20 protein-coding genes are annotated in these 19407 nt (G+C 75.8%); 12 read left to right on the top strand and 8 right to left on the bottom strand.

Going from position 1 to position 19407, the window contains the following annotated elements:
• The first annotated feature begins 176 nt into the window (after positions 1 to 176).
• Both JIG38_RS11740 and JIG38_RS11735 read left to right on the top strand, forming a co-directional pair.
• The gene (locus JIG38_RS11740) at positions 177 to 1220 is read left to right on the top strand and encodes a carbohydrate ABC transporter permease (RefSeq protein WP_199424003.1); all 1044 of its coding nucleotides are present in this window, start codon (positions 177 to 179) and stop codon (positions 1218 to 1220) included.
• Positions 1217 to 2185, top strand: a complete 969-nt coding sequence (locus JIG38_RS11735; protein ID WP_199424002.1) for a carbohydrate ABC transporter permease — start codon at positions 1217 to 1219, stop codon at positions 2183 to 2185. The genes JIG38_RS11740 and JIG38_RS11735 overlap by 4 nt, the downstream gene beginning before the upstream one ends.
• Positions 2186 to 2258: 73 nt before the next feature.
• On the opposite strand, the gene JIG38_RS11730 is transcribed toward JIG38_RS11735, so the two are convergent.
• The 8 genes from JIG38_RS11730 to JIG38_RS11695 form a co-directional block, all read right to left on the bottom strand.
• On the bottom strand, positions 2259 to 2711 hold the full coding sequence (locus JIG38_RS11730) for a pilus assembly protein TadG-related protein (protein ID WP_307844849.1): 453 nt from the start codon (positions 2709 to 2711) through the stop codon (positions 2259 to 2261).
• On the bottom strand, positions 2708 to 3196 hold the full coding sequence (locus JIG38_RS11725) for a pilus assembly protein (protein WP_307844848.1): 489 nt from the start codon (positions 3194 to 3196) through the stop codon (positions 2708 to 2710). Before JIG38_RS11725 ends, JIG38_RS11730 begins: the two co-directional genes overlap by 4 nt.
• Positions 3193 to 3579, bottom strand: coding sequence for a TadE family protein (locus JIG38_RS11720; protein WP_199424001.1), 387 nt, complete (start codon positions 3577 to 3579; stop codon positions 3193 to 3195). The genes JIG38_RS11725 and JIG38_RS11720 overlap by 4 nt, the downstream gene beginning before the upstream one ends.
• Entirely contained in the window at positions 3557 to 3853 is a 297-nt protein-coding gene (locus tag JIG38_RS11715) for a hypothetical protein (protein WP_199424010.1), read from the bottom strand. The genes JIG38_RS11720 and JIG38_RS11715 overlap by 23 nt, the downstream gene beginning before the upstream one ends.
• Positions 3854 to 3951: 98 nt before the next feature.
• On the bottom strand, positions 3952 to 4890 hold the full coding sequence (locus JIG38_RS11710) for a type II secretion system F family protein (RefSeq protein WP_199424000.1): 939 nt from the start codon (positions 4888 to 4890) through the stop codon (positions 3952 to 3954).
• On the bottom strand, positions 4887 to 5744 hold the full coding sequence (locus tag JIG38_RS11705) for a type II secretion system F family protein (protein ID WP_199423999.1): 858 nt from the start codon (positions 5742 to 5744) through the stop codon (positions 4887 to 4889). Before JIG38_RS11705 ends, JIG38_RS11710 begins: the two co-directional genes overlap by 4 nt.
• Before the next feature lies 1 nt (position 5745).
• Positions 5746 to 6975, bottom strand: coding sequence for a TadA family conjugal transfer-associated ATPase (locus tag JIG38_RS11700; protein WP_199423998.1), 1230 nt, complete (start codon positions 6973 to 6975; stop codon positions 5746 to 5748).
• Positions 6976 to 7156: 181 nt separating this feature from the next.
• Positions 7157 to 8413 carry a DUF4349 domain-containing protein gene (locus tag JIG38_RS11695; protein ID WP_199423997.1) on the bottom strand — a complete coding sequence of 419 codons (1257 nt, stop codon included), beginning with the start codon at positions 8411 to 8413 and terminating at the stop codon, positions 7157 to 7159.
• Positions 8414 to 8536: 123 nt separating this feature from the next.
• Between JIG38_RS11695 and JIG38_RS11690 the strand changes: the two genes are divergently transcribed.
• The 10 genes from JIG38_RS11690 (at position 8537) to nagB (ending at position 19306) form a co-directional block, all read left to right on the top strand.
• Entirely contained in the window at positions 8537 to 9529 is a 993-nt protein-coding gene (locus JIG38_RS11690; protein WP_307844846.1) for an oxygenase MpaB family protein, read from the top strand.
• A gap of 5 nt (positions 9530 to 9534) precedes the next feature.
• Positions 9535 to 10335, top strand: a complete 801-nt coding sequence (locus JIG38_RS20245; RefSeq protein WP_307844845.1) for a CAP domain-containing protein — start codon at positions 9535 to 9537, stop codon at positions 10333 to 10335.
• Between the two features lie 4 nt (positions 10336 to 10339).
• Complete coding sequence (locus tag JIG38_RS11680; RefSeq protein ID WP_199423996.1) at positions 10340 to 11176, top strand: ABC transporter ATP-binding protein; 837 nt, start codon at positions 10340 to 10342, stop codon at positions 11174 to 11176.
• 8 nt (positions 11177 to 11184) lie between these two features.
• Complete coding sequence (locus tag JIG38_RS11675; RefSeq protein WP_199423995.1) at positions 11185 to 12750, top strand: hypothetical protein; 1566 nt, start codon at positions 11185 to 11187, stop codon at positions 12748 to 12750.
• 96 nt (positions 12751 to 12846) lie between these two features.
• Entirely contained in the window at positions 12847 to 14022 is a 1176-nt protein-coding gene (locus JIG38_RS11670) for an ROK family transcriptional regulator (protein WP_307844843.1), read from the top strand.
• An 84-nt stretch (positions 14023 to 14106) separates the two neighbouring features.
• Positions 14107 to 15480, top strand: a complete 1374-nt coding sequence (locus tag JIG38_RS11665; RefSeq protein WP_307844842.1) for an extracellular solute-binding protein — start codon at positions 14107 to 14109, stop codon at positions 15478 to 15480.
• Between the two features lie 88 nt (positions 15481 to 15568).
• On the top strand, positions 15569 to 16576 hold the full coding sequence (locus JIG38_RS11660) for a carbohydrate ABC transporter permease (RefSeq protein WP_199423994.1): 1008 nt from the start codon (positions 15569 to 15571) through the stop codon (positions 16574 to 16576).
• Positions 16573 to 17490, top strand: coding sequence for a carbohydrate ABC transporter permease (locus JIG38_RS11655; RefSeq protein ID WP_199423993.1), 918 nt, complete (start codon positions 16573 to 16575; stop codon positions 17488 to 17490). Before JIG38_RS11660 ends, JIG38_RS11655 begins: the two co-directional genes overlap by 4 nt.
• Entirely contained in the window at positions 17487 to 18536 is a 1050-nt protein-coding gene (locus JIG38_RS11650; RefSeq protein WP_307844841.1) for an ROK family protein, read from the top strand. The genes JIG38_RS11655 and JIG38_RS11650 overlap by 4 nt, the downstream gene beginning before the upstream one ends.
• Positions 18524 to 19306 carry a glucosamine-6-phosphate deaminase gene (gene nagB / locus JIG38_RS11645; RefSeq protein WP_199423992.1) on the top strand — a complete coding sequence of 261 codons (783 nt, stop codon included), beginning with the start codon at positions 18524 to 18526 and terminating at the stop codon, positions 19304 to 19306. The genes JIG38_RS11650 and nagB overlap by 13 nt, the downstream gene beginning before the upstream one ends.
• Positions 19307 to 19407: the final 101 nt, after the last annotated feature.

The raw sequence follows: 19407 nt of genomic DNA, 5'->3' as shown, positions 1-19407 counted from the left end.
CCCCCCCGGGCCGGCCCCGCCCCGCGCGCCCGGCCCCCCCCCCCCCGGGCGGGGGGGGGGGGGGGGGTTCCCCCCCCCCCCCCCCCCCGGCGCCGGGCGGCCCACCGCGGGCCGCCCCTGCCCTGACACCTGACCCGCAGCAGCCGGTGCCACGACCGGTCCGTCCAGGAGGTTCCATGTCCGCCACCAGTGGCGTGAGGGCGACGGCCGTCGCCCCGCGCACCGGGAGCGAGAGCAGCAGCAGCAGGCCCACCCCGCCGCACCGCGAGATCAGCGGGTGGCACCGGTTCTGGGGCCGGTTCGACCACAAGGTCGTGCCCTACGTGCTCATCTCGCCCTTCTTCATCCTCTTCGCCGTCTTCGGCCTCTTCCCGCTGCTCTACAACGGCGTGGTCGCCTTCCGGAACTGGAGCCTCATCGACCCGGCCAACGACGGCTGGGCGGGCTTCGCGAACTTCGAGCGCCTCCTGGGTGACGAGAAGTTCTGGAACGCGCTGGGCAACACGTTCGGCATCTTCGTCCTGTCGACGGTCCCGCAGCTGTTCCTCGCGCTCGTCATCGCCGCGCTGCTCAACCGCAAGCTGCGTGCGCAGACCGTCTTCCGTGTCGGCATCCTCCTGCCGTACGTGACGCCGATCGTCGCCTCGACGCTCGTGTTCGCCTCGATCTTCGCCAAGGACAACGGCCTCGCGAACTGGTTCCTGGGTCTCATCGGCGTCCAGAGCGAGCTCGGCGGCGGTCAGGTCATCGAGGGCGTCGACTGGCGCTCCACCAAGCTCACGTCCTGGACCGCGATCGCGATCATGGTCAACTGGAAGTGGGTCGGCTACAACGCGCTGCTCTACCTGTCGGCGATGCAGTCGATCCCCAAGGACGTCTACGAGGCGGCCGCGCTCGACGGCGCCAGCGCCTGGAAGCAGCTGTGGCGCATCACGGTCCCGATGATCCGCCCGATGGTGCTCTTCACGGTCGTGCTGTCGACGATCGGCGGGCTCCAGCTCTTCGCCGAGCCCATGCTCTTCGAGCAGAACGCCCAGGCCGGCACCGGCGGCACGAGCGGCCAGTGGCAGACCGTCGCCCAGCTCATCTACTACACCGGCTGGAAGCAGCTGAACCTCGGCTACGCCGCGGCGATGTCCTGGGGCCTGTTCCTCATCATCGTCGTCATCGCCGGCTTCAACGCCTTCCTGACGAACCGCCTGGGAGGTGGCAAGCGATGACCAGCACCGGACCGTCCACCCTCGGCGTCCGCACGGTCGGGGCAGTCGGCCCGACGACGACCGCGGGCACGCCGCGCCGGAAGGCCGCCCTCCTCGGCCGCTCGCCGCAGGACACGGCCGCGAGCGCGTGGAACTACGTGTTCCTCGTCGTCGCGATCCTCGCGTCGGCGTTCCCGATCTACTGGATGTTCGTCGTCGCCACCGGCACGGACGCGGACCTGTCGCGGCCCGCCTACGAGGGGCTCATCCCGGGCGGCAACTTCATGCACAACGTCGGCGTCGTGCTCGGGAACGTCGCCGAGCAGGGCCGGTCGTACGAGAACGCGCGGTTCGCCGACTCGTTCGTCAACAGCGTGCTCGTCACGGCGATCGTCACGGCCGCGATGCTCTTCTTCTGCTCGCTCGCCGGCTTCGCGTTCGCCAAGCTGCGCTTCAAGGGCCGCGACGCGCTCATGGTCGTCGTCATCCTCACGCTGACGATCCCCAACCAGCTCGGCATCGTCGCGCTCTACATCATCATCGCGAAGCTCGGGTGGCAGGGGCAGCTGGTCTCCGTCATCGTCCCGGGTCTCGTGAGCGCGTTCGGCGTGTTCTACATGCGCCAGTTCATCGAGGACTCCGTGCCCGACGAGCTCATCGAGTCGGCGCGCATGGACGGGGCGTCGACGTTCCGCGTCTACTGGAACATCGTCATCCCGATCATCCGGCCGGCGCTCGGCGTGCTCGGCCTCCTCACCGCGGTCGGCACCTGGAACGAGTTCCAGTGGGCGCTCATCGCGCTCGGCTCCGGAAGCCCGAACAAGACGATCGGCGTCGCGCTCAGCGACCTCGCGTCGGGCAACTACGTCAAGTACCGGATCGTGCTGGCCGGCTCGTTCCTGGCCACGGTGCCGCTCATCCTGCTGCTGTTCGTGGCGGGCAAGCAGATCGTGCGCGGCATCATGGAGGGCGCCGTCAAGGCCTGACGGTGGCGCGTGCGCGCGCACGGCGGCGGCCGGTCCCTGCGGGGGGCCGGCCGCCGCTGCGTGCGGGCAAGGCTCAGCCGGCCCGCGCGCTCGTCGTGACGGTGAGCGCGATGCCGTCGGACCACCCCGCGGTCACCCAGCTGAGCAGGGCCGGTCGCGAGACGGCGCCGAGGGTGACCTCGGCGGTGCGGCCGTCGGGGGTGCCGGCGTTCAGCACCGTGAGCCCGTCGAGCCGGTCCGCCGCGGGCGACGCCTCGAGGTGCGCCTCGACGGCCGCGCGCACGCGGCTCGACGTCAGGACGAGGACGGCGTCGCCCTCGCCGCGCGTGTAGTACGCGTCCTCGTCGAGGGCGTCGGCCGCGTCGAGCGCGGCCAGGTCGGCGAGCGCGAGCAGGCGCTTGCGCTCGAGGTGGACGCCCGTGGCCGAGACGACGGCGGTCACGAGCAGCAGCGCGAGGACGCCGAAGGCGATCGAGAGGAGCATCACCTGGCCGCCGTCGTCGCCGCGGCGCGGACGGCGCCTCACCCGACGGCCCGGTGCTCGTCGACGGCGCCCGTGGCCGTCGCCGTCACGGGCACGACGAGGGGCACGACGCCCTGGAGCCACCCGGGGACGCCGGGCAGGCCGACGTCGACCGCGACGTGCGCGGTCACGACGGCGCCCGGGGCGAGGCACTCGCCGTCGCACACGAGGCTGAGCCCGTCCTGCGCCGCCCCGGGGTCGAGCCCCTGGTCGGCGAGGGCGAGCGCGACCGCCGCCGTCGCGCGTCGCGCCCCGTCGGTGGCGTCCTGCGCCGTCACGAAGCCGCGGACGGCCTCGCGGGCCGCGCCGTCGACGGCGAAGGCCGCCGACTGCAGGCGCCCCAGGACCAGCACGAGGTAGACGGTCGGGACGAGCAGGAGCAGCGCGACGCCGAGGAACTCGACGACCGCGCTGCCGTCGTCGGCGCACGCCGCGCTGCGCGCACGGTCGCGCAGCCGGCCGGCCAGCCGCCGGACGGCGCGGCTCACGCGGGCTCCTCGAGGGCGTGCCCGTCGACGACGAGCGAGCCGGCGGGCCCGAGCGGGCCGAGCACCGGCAGCGCGGCGGTCACCTGGACGCGGACGACCGGGAGCCCGTCGAGCGTGACGGCCTCGGCGACGACGTCGTCGGCGAACCGCGGCGAGAGGGACACGGCGATGAGCTCGCGCGTGCGCGCCGCGCCGTCGGCCGGCGTGCGGTCGGCGAGGGCGCCGTACCGGGCGCCCTCGGCCGCGCAGTCCACCAGCGTCGCCCGCACGTGGAGGGCGAGGGTGAGCTGGAGCACGCCCGCGAACAGCACCGTGGTCAGTGCGCCGACCAGGACGAAGTCGACGATCGCGGAGCCGGCGTCAGCCGCCGAACGACGTGACACGCTCGATCGCGGACTCGAAGACGCCCGCGAGGGCCGGACCGGCGACCGCCCAGAGGGCGATGACGAGGCCGGCGGTCATGAGCGTGACGAGCACCCAGCCGGGCACGTCGCCCCGGTCGTCGGACCAGCCGCCCGGCGGGCGCAGGCGCAGCGCGAGCCCCCCGACCTGCGGGTCGTCGGGTTCGGCCCGGGCCGCGAGGGCGGCCGCGTCCTCGACGACGGGGTCGCCCGTGGGCGCGGCGTCCGCGCCGACGGGCTCGGGGGAGTGGTGCACGAGGACCTCCTGGACGGTGCTGTCGGGTGGTGCGGTGCGGGGACGCGGCCGGGCCGCCGGCTCCGCGACGGGTGCGGGGCCGGGGCCCCGGGTGGGCGTCACAGGTCGAGCCGCAACGCGCTGAGCCCGGGGAAGACGGCGAAGACGACCGTGACCGGGAGGATGAGGAAGACGACCGGGACCATCATCGCGACCTCCTTGCGGCCGCCCGTCTCCATGAGCGACCGGCGGCCGGCCTCGCGGACGTCCTGCGCCTGCGCGCGCAGCACCTCCGCGAGCGGTGTGCCGCGGTCGACCGCGACGGCCACGGCGTCGGCGAAGCGCGCGAGGCTCACCAGGCCGGTGCGGTCCGCCATGCGCTCGAGGGCGACGCTCAGCGGCGTGCCGGCCCGGGTCTCGGCGAGCGCGGCCTGCAGCTCGCCCGCGAGCTCGCCGTGCGTCGCCCGCGCGACGCGCTCGAGGGCACCCAGGGCGCCGTCGCCCGCACCGACCGCGAGCGCGAGCAGCTCGGCGACGGCGGGGAGCTCCGCGAGCATCTGCTCCTCGCGCCGCCGCACCTGGTGGGCCAGGGCCTGGTCGCGGGCCGCGAGGCCCGTCACGGCCCCGGTGAGCACGAGCACGACCCCCGCCGCGGGGTGGAGGCCGCGGCCGGCCACGAGCGCGAGAGCGAGGAGGAGCCCGGCGGCCGTGCCGACCACGGCGGCGACCACCTGCTCGGCGCGGAACTGCTCGACCGACGACGGGCGGCCGGCCCGGACGAGGCGCGCCTCGACCTCCGCCGGGGACGAGCCCAGCCGTTCGACGAGCCGCACCGCGTCCTGCATCACCGGGGCGAGGAGGCGCTCGAGCACGGGGAAGGGAGACCGTGCGGGAGGGGCGTCGAGGAGGCCGGACGTCCCCGCGGGCAGGCGGAGGTACGGCGCGAGCCGCGCCTCGAGCCGCGGACGGCGCCGTGCGCGCAGCGCCGCGACGACGAGCCACGTCCCCACGCCGAGGAGGAGCCCGGCGAGCGCGCCGGCCGGTGCGCCCGCGGTCACCGCAGCACCCGGACGTCCTCGGGCAGCCGCCCGATCCGCACCATGAGGCGGTACGCCACGACCGTGCAGCCACCGCCGAGGGCGAGGACGGCGGCGCCCGCCGGCGAGTCGTAGACGGCCGCCGTCTCGGGGCGCGTCGAGAGGAGCGCGAGCACCAGCCAGGGCGCCGCGACCGCGAGGCGCGCGGCGTTGACCGTCCAGCTCTGGCGCGCCTCGAGCTCTCCGCGCGTGCGGGCCTCCTCGCGCAGGAAGCCCGAGAGCGTGCGCAGCAGGCGGCCGAGGTCGGTCCCGCCGACCTCGCGCGTGAGGCGGAGCGCCTCGACGATCCGGTCGGCCACCGGGTCCGCGAGGCGCGCCTTGAGCGCGTCGAGCGCGTCGCCGAACCGGCCGGTCGCGCGGTGGTCCGCCGCGAAGGCCTGGAACGCCGGGCGCAGCTCGGCGGGCCCGCGGTCGCCGAGCTGCGCGAGCGCCTCGGGCAGGGACAGCCCGGCGCGGATGCCCGAGGCGAGGTGGTCGACCACCTCGGGCCACACGGCGCGCAGGGCCGCCCGTCGCCGGCGCGCGCGGCCGCGGACCAGCGCGAGGGGCGCGACCGCGGCCATCACCGCGAAGCACAGCGCGACGGGCGGCGACTGCGTGAGCGCGGTCCCCAGGGCGGCCGTGGCCAGCCCCGCGGTCGCGCACGCACCGACGAGCCCCGCGGGCGACACCCCGGTCACCCCGGCCTGGACGAGCAGGTCCGCGAGGTCGGCGGACCAGCGGCCGCCCCCCGCGCGCCGGGGCACGGGCGACGTCGACGCCCAGAGCAGGAGGCACAGGCCCGCCCCGAGGAGGAGACCCGCGACGGAGCCCACGTCAGACCGCCCCGTCGCGCAGGAGACGCACGACGTCCACGCCCGTCCGGGCGAAGCGCTCGGCGTGGGGCGGGAAGCCGTCGGCGCGCACCAGCACGTCCTGGCGCGTGTGGAAGATGTCGGTCGTCTCCACCACGCCGTTCTCGACACGGCCGGGCACGGCCATCACCTCGCGCACGCGACGCCGCCCGCGGGCGTCGCGGTCGAGGTGGACGACGAGGTCGACGGCCGACGCGACGGTCGGCACGACGAACGCGGCGGAGACGTTCTCGCCCGCGAGCAGGGGCAGGGTGCAGATCTTGGTCAGCGCCTCGCGCGCGCTGTTGGCGTGGACGGTGCACATGCCCGGCACGCCCGCGTTGAGCGCGATGAGCATGTCGAGGCTCTCGGCCTCCCGCACCTCGCCCACGACGATGCGGCTCGGGCGCATGCGCAGCGCCTCCTTGACGAGCCGGCGCAGGGTGATCTCGCCCGTGCCCTCGAGGCTCGGCTGGCGGCACTGGAGGGCGACGACGTCGCGGTGGCCCAGCCGCAGCTCGAACACCTCCTCGCACGTGATGACGCGCTCGCGCGCCGGGATCGAGCCGGCGAGCGCGTTGAGGAGGGTGGTCTTGCCCGCCTGCGTGGCGCCGGAGACGAGCACGTTGAGCCCGGCGGCCACCGCGGCGCCGAGGAAGCGTGCGGCCGGTGCCGTGACCGAGCCGAGAGCGACCAGGTCGTCGAGGTGCGTGGCGCGCACGACGTACTTGCGGATGTTGACGGCCCACGTGGACCGCGTGACGTCCGGGATGGCGACGTGGAGGCGCTCGCCGCCCGGCAGGGACGCGTCGACGAAGGGGCTTGACAGGTCGAGCCGGCGCCCGGAGACCTTGAGCATCTGCTCGACGAGGTCGCGGACCTGGGTCTCGGTGAGGATCGTGGTGGTGAGCTCGGGCTCGCCGCGGCGAGCGACGAAGACCTGCTCGGGCGCGTTGATCCAGATCTCCTCGACGTCGTCGTCGTCGAGGTACTGCTGGAGGGGGCCGAGGCCCGCGACGGCGTCGACGACCGTCTTGGTCGCGGCGGACGCGTCGGCCAGCGGCGGGACGTGCCCGCGGACCGAGCGGTCGTCGTAGTCGGCGACGGCGTCCCGCACGAGCTCGCGGACCGACGCCGGGTCCCGCTGCGGGTCGATGCCGCGCCGCCGGATGAGCTCGCGCACCTCCTGCTCGAGCAGCGCGACGCCCTCCACCGCGCACCCCCCGCTCCGCCGACTCGCGCGACCCGCCTCGCGCTGCCAGGGACCATAGCGGAGCGAATGGGGCGAAATCAGCCCGCTGTGGATACCCGTTCAGGTGATCCGCGCTGCTCCCGTCGACGCCCGGGACGGGGTCGTCGGGCTCCGCGCGCCCCGGACGCGGAGCCCGCGGACGTCACGCGGGCGGCTCGTCCGACGGCGTGCTCGGGCGGGGCGCCCGCTTGCGCGCGGGCCGCCGCGGCGCGGGCGCCGGACCGCCGGGCTCCGCAGGGGTCGTCGGGACGGGCGCCGTCGGCGCGTCGTCGGCGACGACGGTGGGCGGCGGGCCCGCGGGCGCGGGGGATGCGCCCGCGGGCGGCGCGGCGGGCGCGGGCCCGGGGGAGGGGGCCAGGAGGGGCGGGGGCGGAGCCGCGGGGGCGGGGTGCGGCGCGGGGAGCGACGTCGCGGGCCCGGGCGCGGGGAGCGACGTCGTCGGCCCGGCGCCCGGACGAGGACCCGTGGGCGGAGGGCCCGTCGGGCGGGGGCCGGCGGCCGGGGACGGGGCCGGGCCGGACGAGGGGGTGGCGGACGGCGACGCCGTTGTCGCCCTCCGCCGGTTCAGGGCGCGCCGCACCGCGACGACGATCGCGGTGACGAGCGCGGCGAAGAGCAGCCACGGCAGGAGCGCGCCGATGACCTGCAGGAGCCGGTTGAGGGTGTCGACGAGCGCATTCCACCCGGCGACCAGGCCGGCCCAGAACCCGGTCGGCTCCTCCTCGGGCTCGGCGTCGGGCGTGTACATGTCGATGCGGAAGGTCGACAGCGCGACGTCGTCGGCGAGGGCGGCCTGCTGCGAGAGCAGCACCTCGAGCTCCGACTGACGCTCGGTGAGCACGCGCTCGGCCTCGACGATCTCGGTCACCGTGCCCGAGCGCTCGAGGAGGGCCTCGAGCCGGCCGATCGAGATCTCGAGCGCCCGGATGCGGGCGTCGAGGTCGCGCACCTGCTCGGTGACCTCCTCGGACTGCAGCGAGGTGTCCCGCACCTCGCCGAGCTCCTCGAGCGCCTCGAGCGTCGGCGTCACCTCGTCCGCCGGGATGCGCACCACGAGGTAGGCGGACGCGTACTCGTCGTCGGCGCCGGCCTGCTCGACGCGCTCCTGCACGTGCCCGCCCGCGCCCTCGACGATGCGCGCCGCCTCGGCGGCGGAGGCCGACGGGTCCTCGACCACCATCGAGACGCTGCCCGTGGTGATGAACTGCTGCTCGGCGTCCTCGTCGGCGACGGCGGAGTCGGTGCCCCCGGAGTCGTCGCCCGCGCCGCCCTCGCTGCGCTCCTCGACGGCGGACGGGGCGTCGGCGGACTCGCCGCCGCTCGTCGCGTCGCCCCCCGCGGAGCAGCCCGCGACGAGCAGGACGGTGACGACGGCGAGCGACCGCATCAGGCTGCGCATGACGGCAGGCTAGGCCCCGCCCTCGGGGGCCTGGCGGCCGTTCGCGCGGATCGTGATCGATTCGTCACGTCCCGCCCGGCTGCGGCGCGAGTCGTGATCGTTTCGTCACGCCACCGTGTCCGTGTGACCATCGACACGATGAGCCCGACGACACCCGCAGGCCTCGCGGTCGTGCGCAGCCGCGTCCGCCACCTGCAGCAGGAGGCGGCGGGCGCCGTCCTGCGCCGCGTCGCCGGACCCGACCCCGCCGCGGCGCGCCACGCCATCCACGCGACCCCGGGCCCGCGCTGGTTCCACCCGGACAGCCCGATCGGCCGCGTGCACGGCGACGCCTCCATGTTCGTGGGCGGCATCCGCGCCCTCCTCCTGCAGTCGCTGCACCCGCGCGCGATGGCGGCCGTCGCCGCGCACTCGGGCTACCGGGGCGACCCGTGGGGCCGGCTCCAGCGCACGGCCACCTTCCTCGCGACGACGACGTTCGGCCCCGCCGACGACGCGGCGACGATCGTCGCGGTCGTGCGTGCCGTGCACGCGCGCATCAGCGGCACGACGCCGGAGGGCGAGCCGTACGAGGCGTCCGACCCGCACCTCCTGCGCTGGGTCCACGTCGCCGAGGTGGACAGCTTCCTGCTCGCGCACCAGCGGTTCGGCGCGCGGCCCCTCACCTCCGCCGAGTGCGACGAGTACGTGGCGCAGGCCGCCGTCGTCGGGCGGGCGCTGGGCGCCGAGGACGTGCCGACGACGCTCGCCGAGCTGCACCGGGCGCTCGGCGGCTACCGGCCCGAGCTGCGCTCGTCCGCTGCCGCGCGGGAGGCCGCCGACTTCCTGCTGCGCACCCCGCCCCTGCCGGCCCCCGTGCTGCCGGTGTACGGCCTCCTCGCCGCCGGCGGGGTCGCCCTCATGCCCGCGTGGTCGCGCTCGGAGCTCGGTCTGCGCCACCGCCCGCGCGTCGACGCGCTGCTCGGCCGCACCGGCGGCCGGGTCGCGACGTCGGCGATCCGCTGGGCGCTCGCGTCCGCCGAGCCCGTCCGCCTCGACACGATCGACGTCGTGCCGCCGCCTCCCGGCGTCATCGACCGGCCGCCCGCACGTCCGCCGGTGGCGGTCGCACGGTGACGAGGGTGGTCCGGCGGCTGGTCGCCGTGTGCCTGCTCGCGCTCGCGCCCGTCCTCGCCGCGGGTCCGGCCTCCGCGGGGCCCGCGGAGGACCTCGTCGCCCTGATCAACGCCGAGCGCGCCGCGCACGGGCTGGGCTCGCTGCGCCTCGACCCCGCGACGTCGGCGGTCGCGGCGTCGTGGAGCCAGCAGCTCGCGGCGTCGGGCGAGCTCGCGCACAACCCGGCCTACTCGAGCCAGATCCCGGCCGGGTGGTCGGCTGCCGCCGAGAACGTCGCGATGAACCAGCCCGCCGACGTCGCAGGGCTGCACGCGATGTGGATGGGCTCGGCGGGGCACCGGGCGAACATCCTCGGGGCCTCGTTCACCGACGTCGGGATCGCCGTCGTCGTCGTGGACGGGACGGCGTGGGGGACGGAGGTCTTCGCCGCCTACGGGAGCCCGCCGGCTCCCGCGCCCGCCCCTGCGCCCGCGCCTGCGCCGGCCCCGGACCCCGCGCCGGCTCCCGCGCCCGCCCAGGCCCCGGCTCCCGCGCCCGCTCCGGTGGAGCCGGCACCCGCCGCGACGCCCACGCCACCACCCACGCCCACCGCGACGTCCTCGACCGCACCACGCCGGACGCCGACGCCGACGACGACCGCGGCGCCGCCCGGCGCGGCCGCGCTCGCCGAACGTCCCGGGACGTCCGCGGTGACGCCCGTCGGACCACTCCTCGCCGGGGTCGGCGCGCTGTCGGTCGCCGCTCTCGTCGGCGCCCTGGCGTTGCGACGGCGCCGGACCAGCGACGGCGGCCCGCCCGTAGGGTGACCCGGTGAGGCCGACGGACCCCGAGCAGCAGCCCTCGGGCCCGCCCGCGCCACCGCCCGCACCGCCCCCGCCACCGCCCGCTCCGCCCGCCCTCTCGGTGAGCGGGCTCGTCAAGCGCTTCGGCCGGACGGTCGCCGTCGCGGGGATCGACCTCGACATCCCCGCGGGCTCGTTCTACGGCGTCGTCGGGCCCAACGGTGCGGGCAAGACGACCACGCTGAGCATGGCCACCGGCCTGCTCGTGCCCGACGCCGGCCGGGTGCACGTGCACGGCGTGGACCTGTGGGAACGCCCGCAGGAGGCGGCGCCCCTGCTCGGCGTGCTGCCCGACGGCGTCCGCGTGTTCGACCGCCTCACGGGTCCCGAGCTCCTCAGCTACGCGGGCATGCTGCGCGGCCTGCCGCGCGCGGTGGTCGCCGCGCGCCGCGACGACCTGCTCACCGCGCTCGACCTCCACGGGGCCGGGGCGACCCTCGTCGCGGACTACTCGGCCGGCATGACGAAGAAGATCGCGCTCGCGTGCGCGCTCGTCCACGCGCCGCGGCTGCTCGTCCTCGACGAGCCGTTCGAGGCGGTCGACCCCGTGTCGGCCTCGGCCATCCGGGTGATCCTGCAGAGGTTCGTCGCGGCCGGCGGCACCGTCGTCCTCTCGAGCCACGTCATGGCGCTCGTCGAGCGGCTGTGCGACCACGTCGCGGTCGTCGCGGGCGGCCGGCTCCTCGCCGCCGGACCGCTCGACGTCGTCCGCGCCGGGCAGGACCTCGAGACGCGGTTCGTCGACCTCTTGGGCGGTGGGCCCGCCGAGCCGGAGCTGACGTGGTTGCGACCGTCGTCCGCCTGAGGGCCCGCATGCTCGCGCACAGCCTGCGGCGTGAGGTCTGGCGCCTCGTCCTGCTCGTGTGCGGCGCGCTGTGGGCCCTGCTGTCCCTGCCGAGCCTCGTCGGCGGCATGGTCTGGCTGTCGCGCCAGCCCGCCGCCGTGACCCACGACTTCCTGGTCGTCGGCGGCACCCTCCTCGTGGTGGGCTGGCTCGTCGTGCCCCTGCTCGTGCCCGGGCTCGACGACTCGCTCGAGGTCACGCGCTTCCGCACCTTCGCCGTGCCCGTGCCGCGCCTCCTGCCGGGCCTCCTCGTCGCGTCGCTGCTCGGGCTGCCGACGGCGTTCACCGGTCTCGTGTGCCTCGCCCCCGCGCTCGCCTGGTCGGGCAGCGGCGGCGCGGCGGCGCTCGCCGCGGTGGCCGTCGCACCGGTCGCGCTCGCGACGTGCGTCGTGGGCGCCCGCGTCGCGACCGGGATCGCCGCGCGGGTGCTCGGCTCGCGGCGCTCGCGCGAGACGGGGGCCGTCCTGGGGCTCGTCGTCGTCGGCCTCCTCGTGCCGGCCGCGCTCGGCCTCGGGTCGCTCGGCCTCGAGGGCGCGCTCGAGCGCGTGCCCGCGGTGGCCCGAGTCCTGGGGTGGACGCCGCTCGGGCTGACGTGGGCCGTGCCGGCGGCGGTCGCCGAGGGCGACGTCGTCGGCGGCGTCGCGCGTGCGCTGCTCGCGCTCGCGTGGCTCGCGGTGGCCGTCGGCGCGTGGGCCGTGCTGCTGCGGCGCGCGCTCGTCAGCCCGGCGTCGCGCGGGGGAGAGGTGCGCCGGCGGCGCGACGCCCTGCTGCCCGCGCGCGAGCGCGGGGCGGACGACGCCCGCGCCGCCGAGCGCCGCGCGACGCACGCGGTCCTCCGCCGCGCGCTGCGCTACTGGGCCGGCGACCCGCGCTACCTCAGCGCGCTCCTGGGTGCGGTCGTCGCGCCCGTCGCGATCGTGCTCCTGCTGGCCACCGTCGTCGACGCGCCCGCCGCCGTCGCGCTCGCGATGGGCCCGCTCATGGCGGGGACCATCGGGTGGGGCCGGCACAACGACCTCGCGTTCGACGGCTCGGCCCTGTGGATGCACGTCGTCGCGGCCGTCCCGGGCCGGGCGGACCGGGCGGGGCGCCTGCTCGCCACCGCGGTGTGGGCGGTGCCCGCGACCGTCGCCGTCGGCGTCGCGACCGCGTGGGTCGGGGGCCGGCCCGACCTCGCACCGGCGAGCGTCGGCGCCTCGCTCGGGGTCCTCGGCGTCGGGCTCGCCGTCTCGGCGGTCTTCAGCCCGCTGCTGCCCTACCCGGTGCCGGCGGCGGGGGAGAACCCCTACTCGGCGCAGGTGGGCGCGCTGGGCGCGAGCATGGTCGCGCAGCTCGCGACCTCCGGCGCGACGCTCGTCGCGTGCTCGCCCGTGCTCGTGCTCTACGCCCTGGCGCTCTGGTGGGAGCCGGGTCTGTCCGTCGCGGTGCTGCTCACGGGCGCCGCCGTCGGCGTCGGCGCGGCCCTCCTCGGCGTGCGCACGGGAGGACGCGTGTACGACGCGCGCGTCCGGCACGTCCTCGCGCGCCTCGGCTGACCGGCTGCCGGAAGCCCCCTCCCTCCATCACGGTTCGGTTACGGCACCCGTCCGGACCCTTGACCAGCGATTAGTAAGGAAGGTCTACTAACAAATGTGACGACGGCGACCACGCGGCAGGGCTGGGGCACCACCCTGCGCCCCCGGGCGAAGGTGCTCCCCGAGCACGCCCGTGCGCACCACCGGTCGATGGTCCTCCAGCAGCTCTTCCACGAGGGCCCCGTGAGCCGCGCCGACCTCGCCCGCGCCACCGGCCTCACCCGCGTCACGGTCTCGGACCTCGTGTCCTCGCTCGTGGCCGACGGCCTCGTCGCCGAGCTCGGCGTGCGCACCGAGGGCCGCGTCGGCAAGCCCGCCAACCTCGTCGGCCTGCGTACCGACGCGTTCCGCATCGTCGCCGTCGACCTCGCCGACGACGAGCGCATGCACGGCGCGGTGCTCGACCTCGCGGGGCAGGTCGTCGAGCGGCGCTCGGCGCCGCACGGCAGCACGGGCCAGGCCGGCGTCGACGCGCTCGTCGCGTTCTGCCGGTCCCTCGTCGAGGCGGCGACGGAGCCGGTCCTCGGCGTCGGCATCGGCTCGCCAGGCGTGGTCGACGGCGGCGGCCGCGTGGCGCAGGCGCCCAACCGCGGCTGGTACGACGTGCCGCTGGCCGACGTCGTCGGCGCAGCCCTCGGCGTGCCGGTGCACGTCGCGAACGACGCGAACACCGCGGTGCTCGGCGAGCTGACGTTCGGCGGCGGCGAGGGGAGCGGCCTCATGGTCCTCACCGTCGGCGAGGGCGTCGGCGCCGGGATCGTGCTCGACGGCGCGCTCGTCCAGGGCCACCGCGACGCGGCGGGCGAGATCGGGCACGTCACGGTCGTCGACGAGCGGGACGACCACGGCACCGCGCCGCTCGGGCGCGCGCTGCCCTGCGCGTGCGGCCGGACGGGCTGCCTCGAGACGGTGCTCTCGGTCCCCGCGCTGCGGCGGCGGGTCGCCGGCCTCGACCGGGCCGGGGCCGACGCCGCGCTCGCCGCGGTCGGCCGGCGCCTCGGCATCGTGCTGGCGCCCGTCGTCAGCGCCCTCAACCTCTCCGAGGTCGTGCTCAGCGGCCCCGCGGAGCTCCTCGACGGACCGCTGCGCGACGCCGCGCTGGCCGCCGTCCGGGAGCGCACCATGCCGGTCATCAGCGACGACCTCTCGCTGCGGATGACCTCGCTCGGCGAGGAGGGCGCCCTCGCGGGGGCGGCCGTCCTCGTGCTGTCCGGTCAGCTCGGGGTCACGTGACGACCCCGAGCCGACCAGCCTGCAAGTCGGAGAACGCAACCCTGAGGCGACACGTCGCCTGGCAACCGGGAAGGAACCCCTGACGTGACAACTGTACGGACACCTGCACGGCGCGGCACCGCACTCACCGCGACCGCGGTGGCGGCGCTGCTCGCGCTCACCGCCTGCAGCACCGGCGGCACCGACGAGCCCGACGAGGAGCCGGGCGGCGAGGAGACGACCGAGGGCGCGGAGATCCGCATGTGGGTCAACGGCGGCGACACCCCCGAGGCGCTGCGCGAGTACCTCATCGACACGTTCGCGGCCGAGAACCCCGGGTCGACGCTCGTCATCGAGGAGCAGGACTGGAACGGCCTCGTGCCGCGCCTCCAGACGGCGCTGACCTCCGCCGAGCAGACCCCCGACGTCGTCGAGATCGGCAACACCCAGGCGCCGACGTTCACGCACGCCGGCGCGTTCAGCGACATCAGCGACCTCTACGCCGAGCTCGGCGGCGACACCCTCCTGCAGGGCTTCGTCGAGGCCGGGTCGGTCGACGACACGGTCTACGCCCTGCCGTACTACTCGGGCGCGCGTGCGGTCTTCTACCGGAAGGACCTCTTCGCCGCGGCCGGCGTCGAGGTGCCGACGACGCTCGCCGAGTTCACCGACGCGGCCGTCACCCTCCAGCAGGCCAACCCGACCGGCGCCGCGAGCTTCTCGGGCTTCTGGTTCCCGGGCCAGGACTGGTACAACGGCACCGCGTGGGTCTACACCTACGGCGGCGACCTCGCGGTGCAGGACGGCGACCAGTGGGCCGGCGCCCTGTCGAGCCCCGAGTCGCTCGAGGGGCTCGCCGAGGTGCAGCGCCTCTTCACGGAGGCCACGAGCGCGCCCAAGGACGCCGACTCCAACGAGCCGTGGATCCCGTTCAACAACGGCGAGGCCGCGATGTTCTCGGCGCCCACCTGGGCGCGCTGGAGCATCGACCTGCCCGAGTGCAACAAGGCCGTCGACCCCGAGGACACCTCGCCCGAGGCCGACGCCGCGCGCGCCGAGCAGCAGGCCTGCAACGAGGAGAAGACCGGCATCTTCGCCCTCCCCGGCCTCGAGGCCGGCACGCCCGCGACGGTCTTCGCCGGCGGCTCCAACATCGCGATCCCCGCGATGTCCGAGAACCAGGAGCTCGCCAGGTCGCTGATGCGGATCATCTTCAGCGAGGAGTACCAGACGATGCTCGCCGAGAACGGGCTCATCCCCGCGAACAGCGAGTACGCGGCCGCGCTCGGTGACGACGTCTACTCGACGGCCGCCCTCGACGCCGCCCTGGGTGCCAAGCTCACGCCGCCGGCCGAGAAGTGGGCCGACGTCGAGGGCGAGCGCCTGCTCGAGGACTTCTTCCAGAAGATCGCGAGCGGCGCCGACCTCGAGGAGGCCGCGGCCGAGACCGACCAGCTCATCGCCGACACGCTGAACTGACCGGCCCGCCCGACCGAACCACAGCGAGGGGGTGGGACGCCGTGCGCAGCACGCGGCGGCGTCCCACCTCCCGTCCCCGAGGAGCACCATGCCCACCTCCGAGCTCGCGCCCGGGCCGGCGCCCGTGACGCCGGCAGCCGGCGGCCGGCCCGCGGCCGGTGGCCCGGCCGGTCCCGCCGTCGTCGGGACGGCACGGCCCGCCCGACGCCGCCCGCTGCGACGCGGACTGTCCGCCTACCTCCTGCTCGTCCCCGCCGTCGTCGCGATGGTCGCCGGCCTCGGCTACCCGCTGGTGCGCCAGCTCGTCATCTCCTTCCAGGAGTACGGGCTCGCACAGCAGTTCGGCCGGCCCGCCGAGTGGGTCGGGCTGCGCAACTACACCGAGCTCCTGTCCGACCCCTACGTCTGGCAGGTCATCGCGCGGTCGCTCGCCTTCTGCGCCGTCAACGCCGTCCTCACGATGGCGCTCGGCATCGGGCTCGCGGTGCTCATGGCCCGCGTCGGGCGCGTCGCGCGGATCACGCTCCAGGTGGCGATGCTGCTCGCGTGGGGCACGCCGGTGCTCGCGACGCTCACCGTGTGGCAGTGGCTCTTCGACTCCCAGTACGGCGTCGTCAACTGGCTGCTCGCCGAGCCGTTCGGCATGGAGGGCATGCGCTACCACTCGTGGCTCATCGACCCGCTCTCCTTCTACTTCGTCGCCACGGTGATCGTCGTGTGGATGAGCGTGCCGTTCGTCGTCTTCACCGTGTACGCCGGCCTGCTCCAGGTGCCGGAGGAGACGATGGAGGCCGCGCAGCTCGACGGCGCGAGCGCGAGCCAGCGCTTCTGGCTCATCACGATGCCGATGGTCAAGCCCGTCCTCTACGTCGTCGGGCTCCTCCAGGTCATCTGGGACCTGCGCGTCTTCACCCAGATCTCCGTGCTGCAGCGGGCCGGCGCGCCGACGCGCGAGACCCACCTGCTCGGCACCTACATCTACTCCCTCGCCAAGGAGTTCTCGATGGCCGGAGCCATGGCCACGATCATGCTCGTCCTCACGCTCGTGCTCACCGCCGCGTACATCCGTCGCATGCTCGCGCAGGAGGAGCTGTGAGCGCCGCGGCCGCCCCGGTCGGCGTCGTGCCGGGCACCGTCGCGGCGCCGGGCCGCGGCCGCGCGCGCGGCGCGAACCAGGGACGCGGGGCCACGGCCCGACGCCGCCTGCTCGGCGCCCTCGCCGTCGTCGTCGCCCTGCTGTGGGTGTTCCCGATCTACTGGATGGTGAGCAGCTCGTTCCTGCCGACCAACCGGCTCCGTACGCCCGAGCCGACGTTCTTCCCGGTCGACGGGACCTTCTCCAACCTGCGGCGCGTCCTCGAGGACCCGTCGTTCCTCGCGGCCTTCCGCGTCTCGCTCGCGGTCACCGGGCTCACCGTGGTGGCGGCCATCCTCTTCGCGTTCGTCGCGGCGCTCGCCGTCTCGCGCTTCCGGTTCCGCGGCCGCAAGGGGTTCGTCGTCGCGATCCTGGTCGTGCAGATGATCCCCGCCGAGGGGCTGTTCATCTCGCAGTACCAGATGCTCGACGGCTGGCGGCTGGTCAACCAGGTGCTCGGCCTGACCATCGTCTACGTCGCCGCGATCCTGCCGTTCACCATCTGGATGCTGCGCGGCTTCGTCGCCGGGGTGCCCATCGAGCTCGAGGAGGCCGGGCTCGTCGACGGCCTCTCGCGCACGGGCGCGTTCTTCCGGATCACGTTCCCGCTGCTCGCGCCCGGTCTCGTGGCGTCCGGGGTCTACGGCTTCCTCCAGGCGTGGAACGAGTACACCCTCGCGCTGGTCGTCATGACCGACCCCGCGCAGCGCACCCTGCCGCTGTGGCTCCAGGGCCTCGTCGACTCGAACCGGGCGACGGACTGGGGCGTCGTCATGGCGGGCGCGACGCTCATCGCGATCCCCGTCATCGTGTTCTTCCTGCTGGTCCAGCACCGGATGACGGCGGGGCTCGTCTCGGGAGCGGTGAAGGGGTGAGCGCCGCACGCGACGGGCTGGGGGGCGACGGCGCGGGCGGTCTGGCGGTGGGCGTGGACGTGGGTGGCACCAAGGTGCACGGCGTCCTGCTGGACGGCGACACGGTCGTCGGCAGCGTCCGCCTGCCCGCGCGGCGCGGCCCTGAGGGCGTCGTCGGCACGGTCGTGGAGGCCGTCGAGCGGCTGTGCGTCGACGCGGGCGTCGTCCCGGGCGAGCTCGCGGGCGTCGGCGTGGGCGTGCCCGGGCTCGTCGACCCCGCGACGGGCTCCGTGGTGCACGCGGTCAACCTGGGCCTGCACGACGACGTCGTGCTGGGTCCCGAGGTCGAGCGGCGCCTCGGGGCGGGTCCCGTCCAGGTCGAGAACGACCTCAACGTCGCCGCGCTCGGCGCGGCGCGGCTCCTCGGGCTCGGCGGCGACCTCGCCTACCTGGCGCTCGGGACGGGCGTGGCCGCGGGGCTCGTGCTCGACGGGCGTCTGCGCCGCGGGTACGCCGGTGCCGCGGGCGAGGTGGGGCACCTGCCCTACGTGCCCGACGGACCCGTGTGCGCGTGCGGGCAGCGCGGGTGCCTCGAGCTCTACGCGTCCGGGTCCGCCCTCGGCGCCGCGTTCGCCGGCCGCGCGCGTGCGCTCGGCGTCGGCGATGCCGGGGACGGCGCGGCGACGTCGAACGGGGACGGGCGGGCCGCGTCGTCGCCGGCCGCGCGCGCGTTCCGGGCGGCGCAGGAGGGGGACCCGGCCGCCGTGCGGACGATCGAGGCGTTCGGCGACGCCGTCGCCGCGGCCGTCCGGCACGTGGTGCTCGGGTGCGACGTCGAGCACGTCGTCCTGGGCGGCGGGGTCGCCGAGGTCGGCGCGCCCCTGCTCGTGCTCGTCACCGAGGCGCTCGAGCGGCAGGCCGGGACCTCGGGGTTCCTGCGGCGCCTGCGGATGGCTGACAGGCTGGTCCTCGCCCCGCACGGTGCGCTCGTCGCGCCGGTCGGGGCCGCCCTCGCGGTGCGCGAGCGGCCCCACCGACCCACGGAGGTTGCCCCATGGAGGTCGTGATCCACAGCTCGGTCGAGCAGCTGGCTCGTCTGGCGGGGGATGCGGTCGAGGCGTTGCTCCGGCGCGACCCGGAGGCGGTCCTCGGGCTGGCGACCGGGTCGAGCCCGCTCGCCGTGTACGACGACCTCGTCCGGCGGCACGCCGAGGGGCTCTCGTTCGCCCGTGCGCGCGCGTTCCTCCTCGACGAGTACGTCGGGCTCCCCGACGACCACCCCGAGCGCTACCGCACGGTGATCGACCGCGAGCTCGTCTCGCGCGTGGACCTCGACCCCGCCGCCGTGCGCGCGCCGGACGGCAACGCCGCGGACCTGCCCGCGGCCTGCGCGGAGTACGAGGAGGCGATCCGCGGGGCGGGCGGGGTCGACCTCCAGATCCTCGGCATCGGCACCGACGGCCACGTGGCGTTCAACGAGCCGGGGTCGTCGCTCGCGTCCCGCACGCGGGTCAAGACGCTCACGGAGCAGACGCGCCGCGACAACGCGCGCTTCTTCGCCGACGACGTCGAGGCCGTCCCCCGGCACGTCCTCACGCAGGGCCTGGGCACGATCATGGAGGCGAGGCACCTCGTGCTCCTCGCCCAGGGCCGGGCGAAGGCCGAGGCGGTGCACCAGCTGGTCGAGGGTCCGATCAGCGCGCTGTGGCCGGGCACCATCCTCCAGATGCACCCCCACGTGACGGTGCTCCTCGACGAGGCGGCGGCGAGCCGCCTCCAGCTCGCCGACTACTACCGCCAGACCTACGCCCACAAGCCGTCCTGGCAAGGCCTCTGACCCACCCACCCACCCGCCACCCGCACGCCCCGGCAGCGCGCCGGCCCGCCCGCCGAGGTCGCTGTGTCCCGTCGACGTCGCTGGTTGGAACCAGCGACCCC

Origin of the sequence: Actinotalea solisilvae, from assembly GCF_016464425.1 — a bacterium.
GTDB lineage: Bacteria > Actinomycetota > Actinomycetes > Actinomycetales > Cellulomonadaceae > Actinotalea > Actinotalea solisilvae.
This window is presented reverse-complemented; position numbering and strand designations above follow the sequence as displayed.

Bases quoted from the DNA above. Each gene is read 5' to 3' on its own strand.
- JIG38_RS11740 (WP_199424003.1), top strand. From the start codon at position 177: ATGTCCGCCACCAGTGGCGTGAGGGCGACGGCCGTCGCCCCGCGCACC.
- JIG38_RS11735 (WP_199424002.1), top strand. From the start codon at position 1,217: ATGACCAGCACCGGACCGTCCACCCTCGGCGTCCGCACGGTCGGGGCA.
- JIG38_RS11695 (WP_199423997.1), bottom strand. From the start codon at position 8,413: ATGCGCAGCCTGATGCGGTCGCTCGCCGTCGTCACCGTCCTGCTCGTC.
- JIG38_RS11675 (WP_199423995.1), top strand. From the start codon at position 11,185: ATGCTCGCGCACAGCCTGCGGCGTGAGGTCTGGCGCCTCGTCCTGCTC.
- JIG38_RS11660 (WP_199423994.1), top strand. From the start codon at position 15,569: ATGCCCACCTCCGAGCTCGCGCCCGGGCCGGCGCCCGTGACGCCGGCA.
- nagB (WP_199423992.1), top strand. From the start codon at position 18,524: ATGGAGGTCGTGATCCACAGCTCGGTCGAGCAGCTGGCTCGTCTGGCG.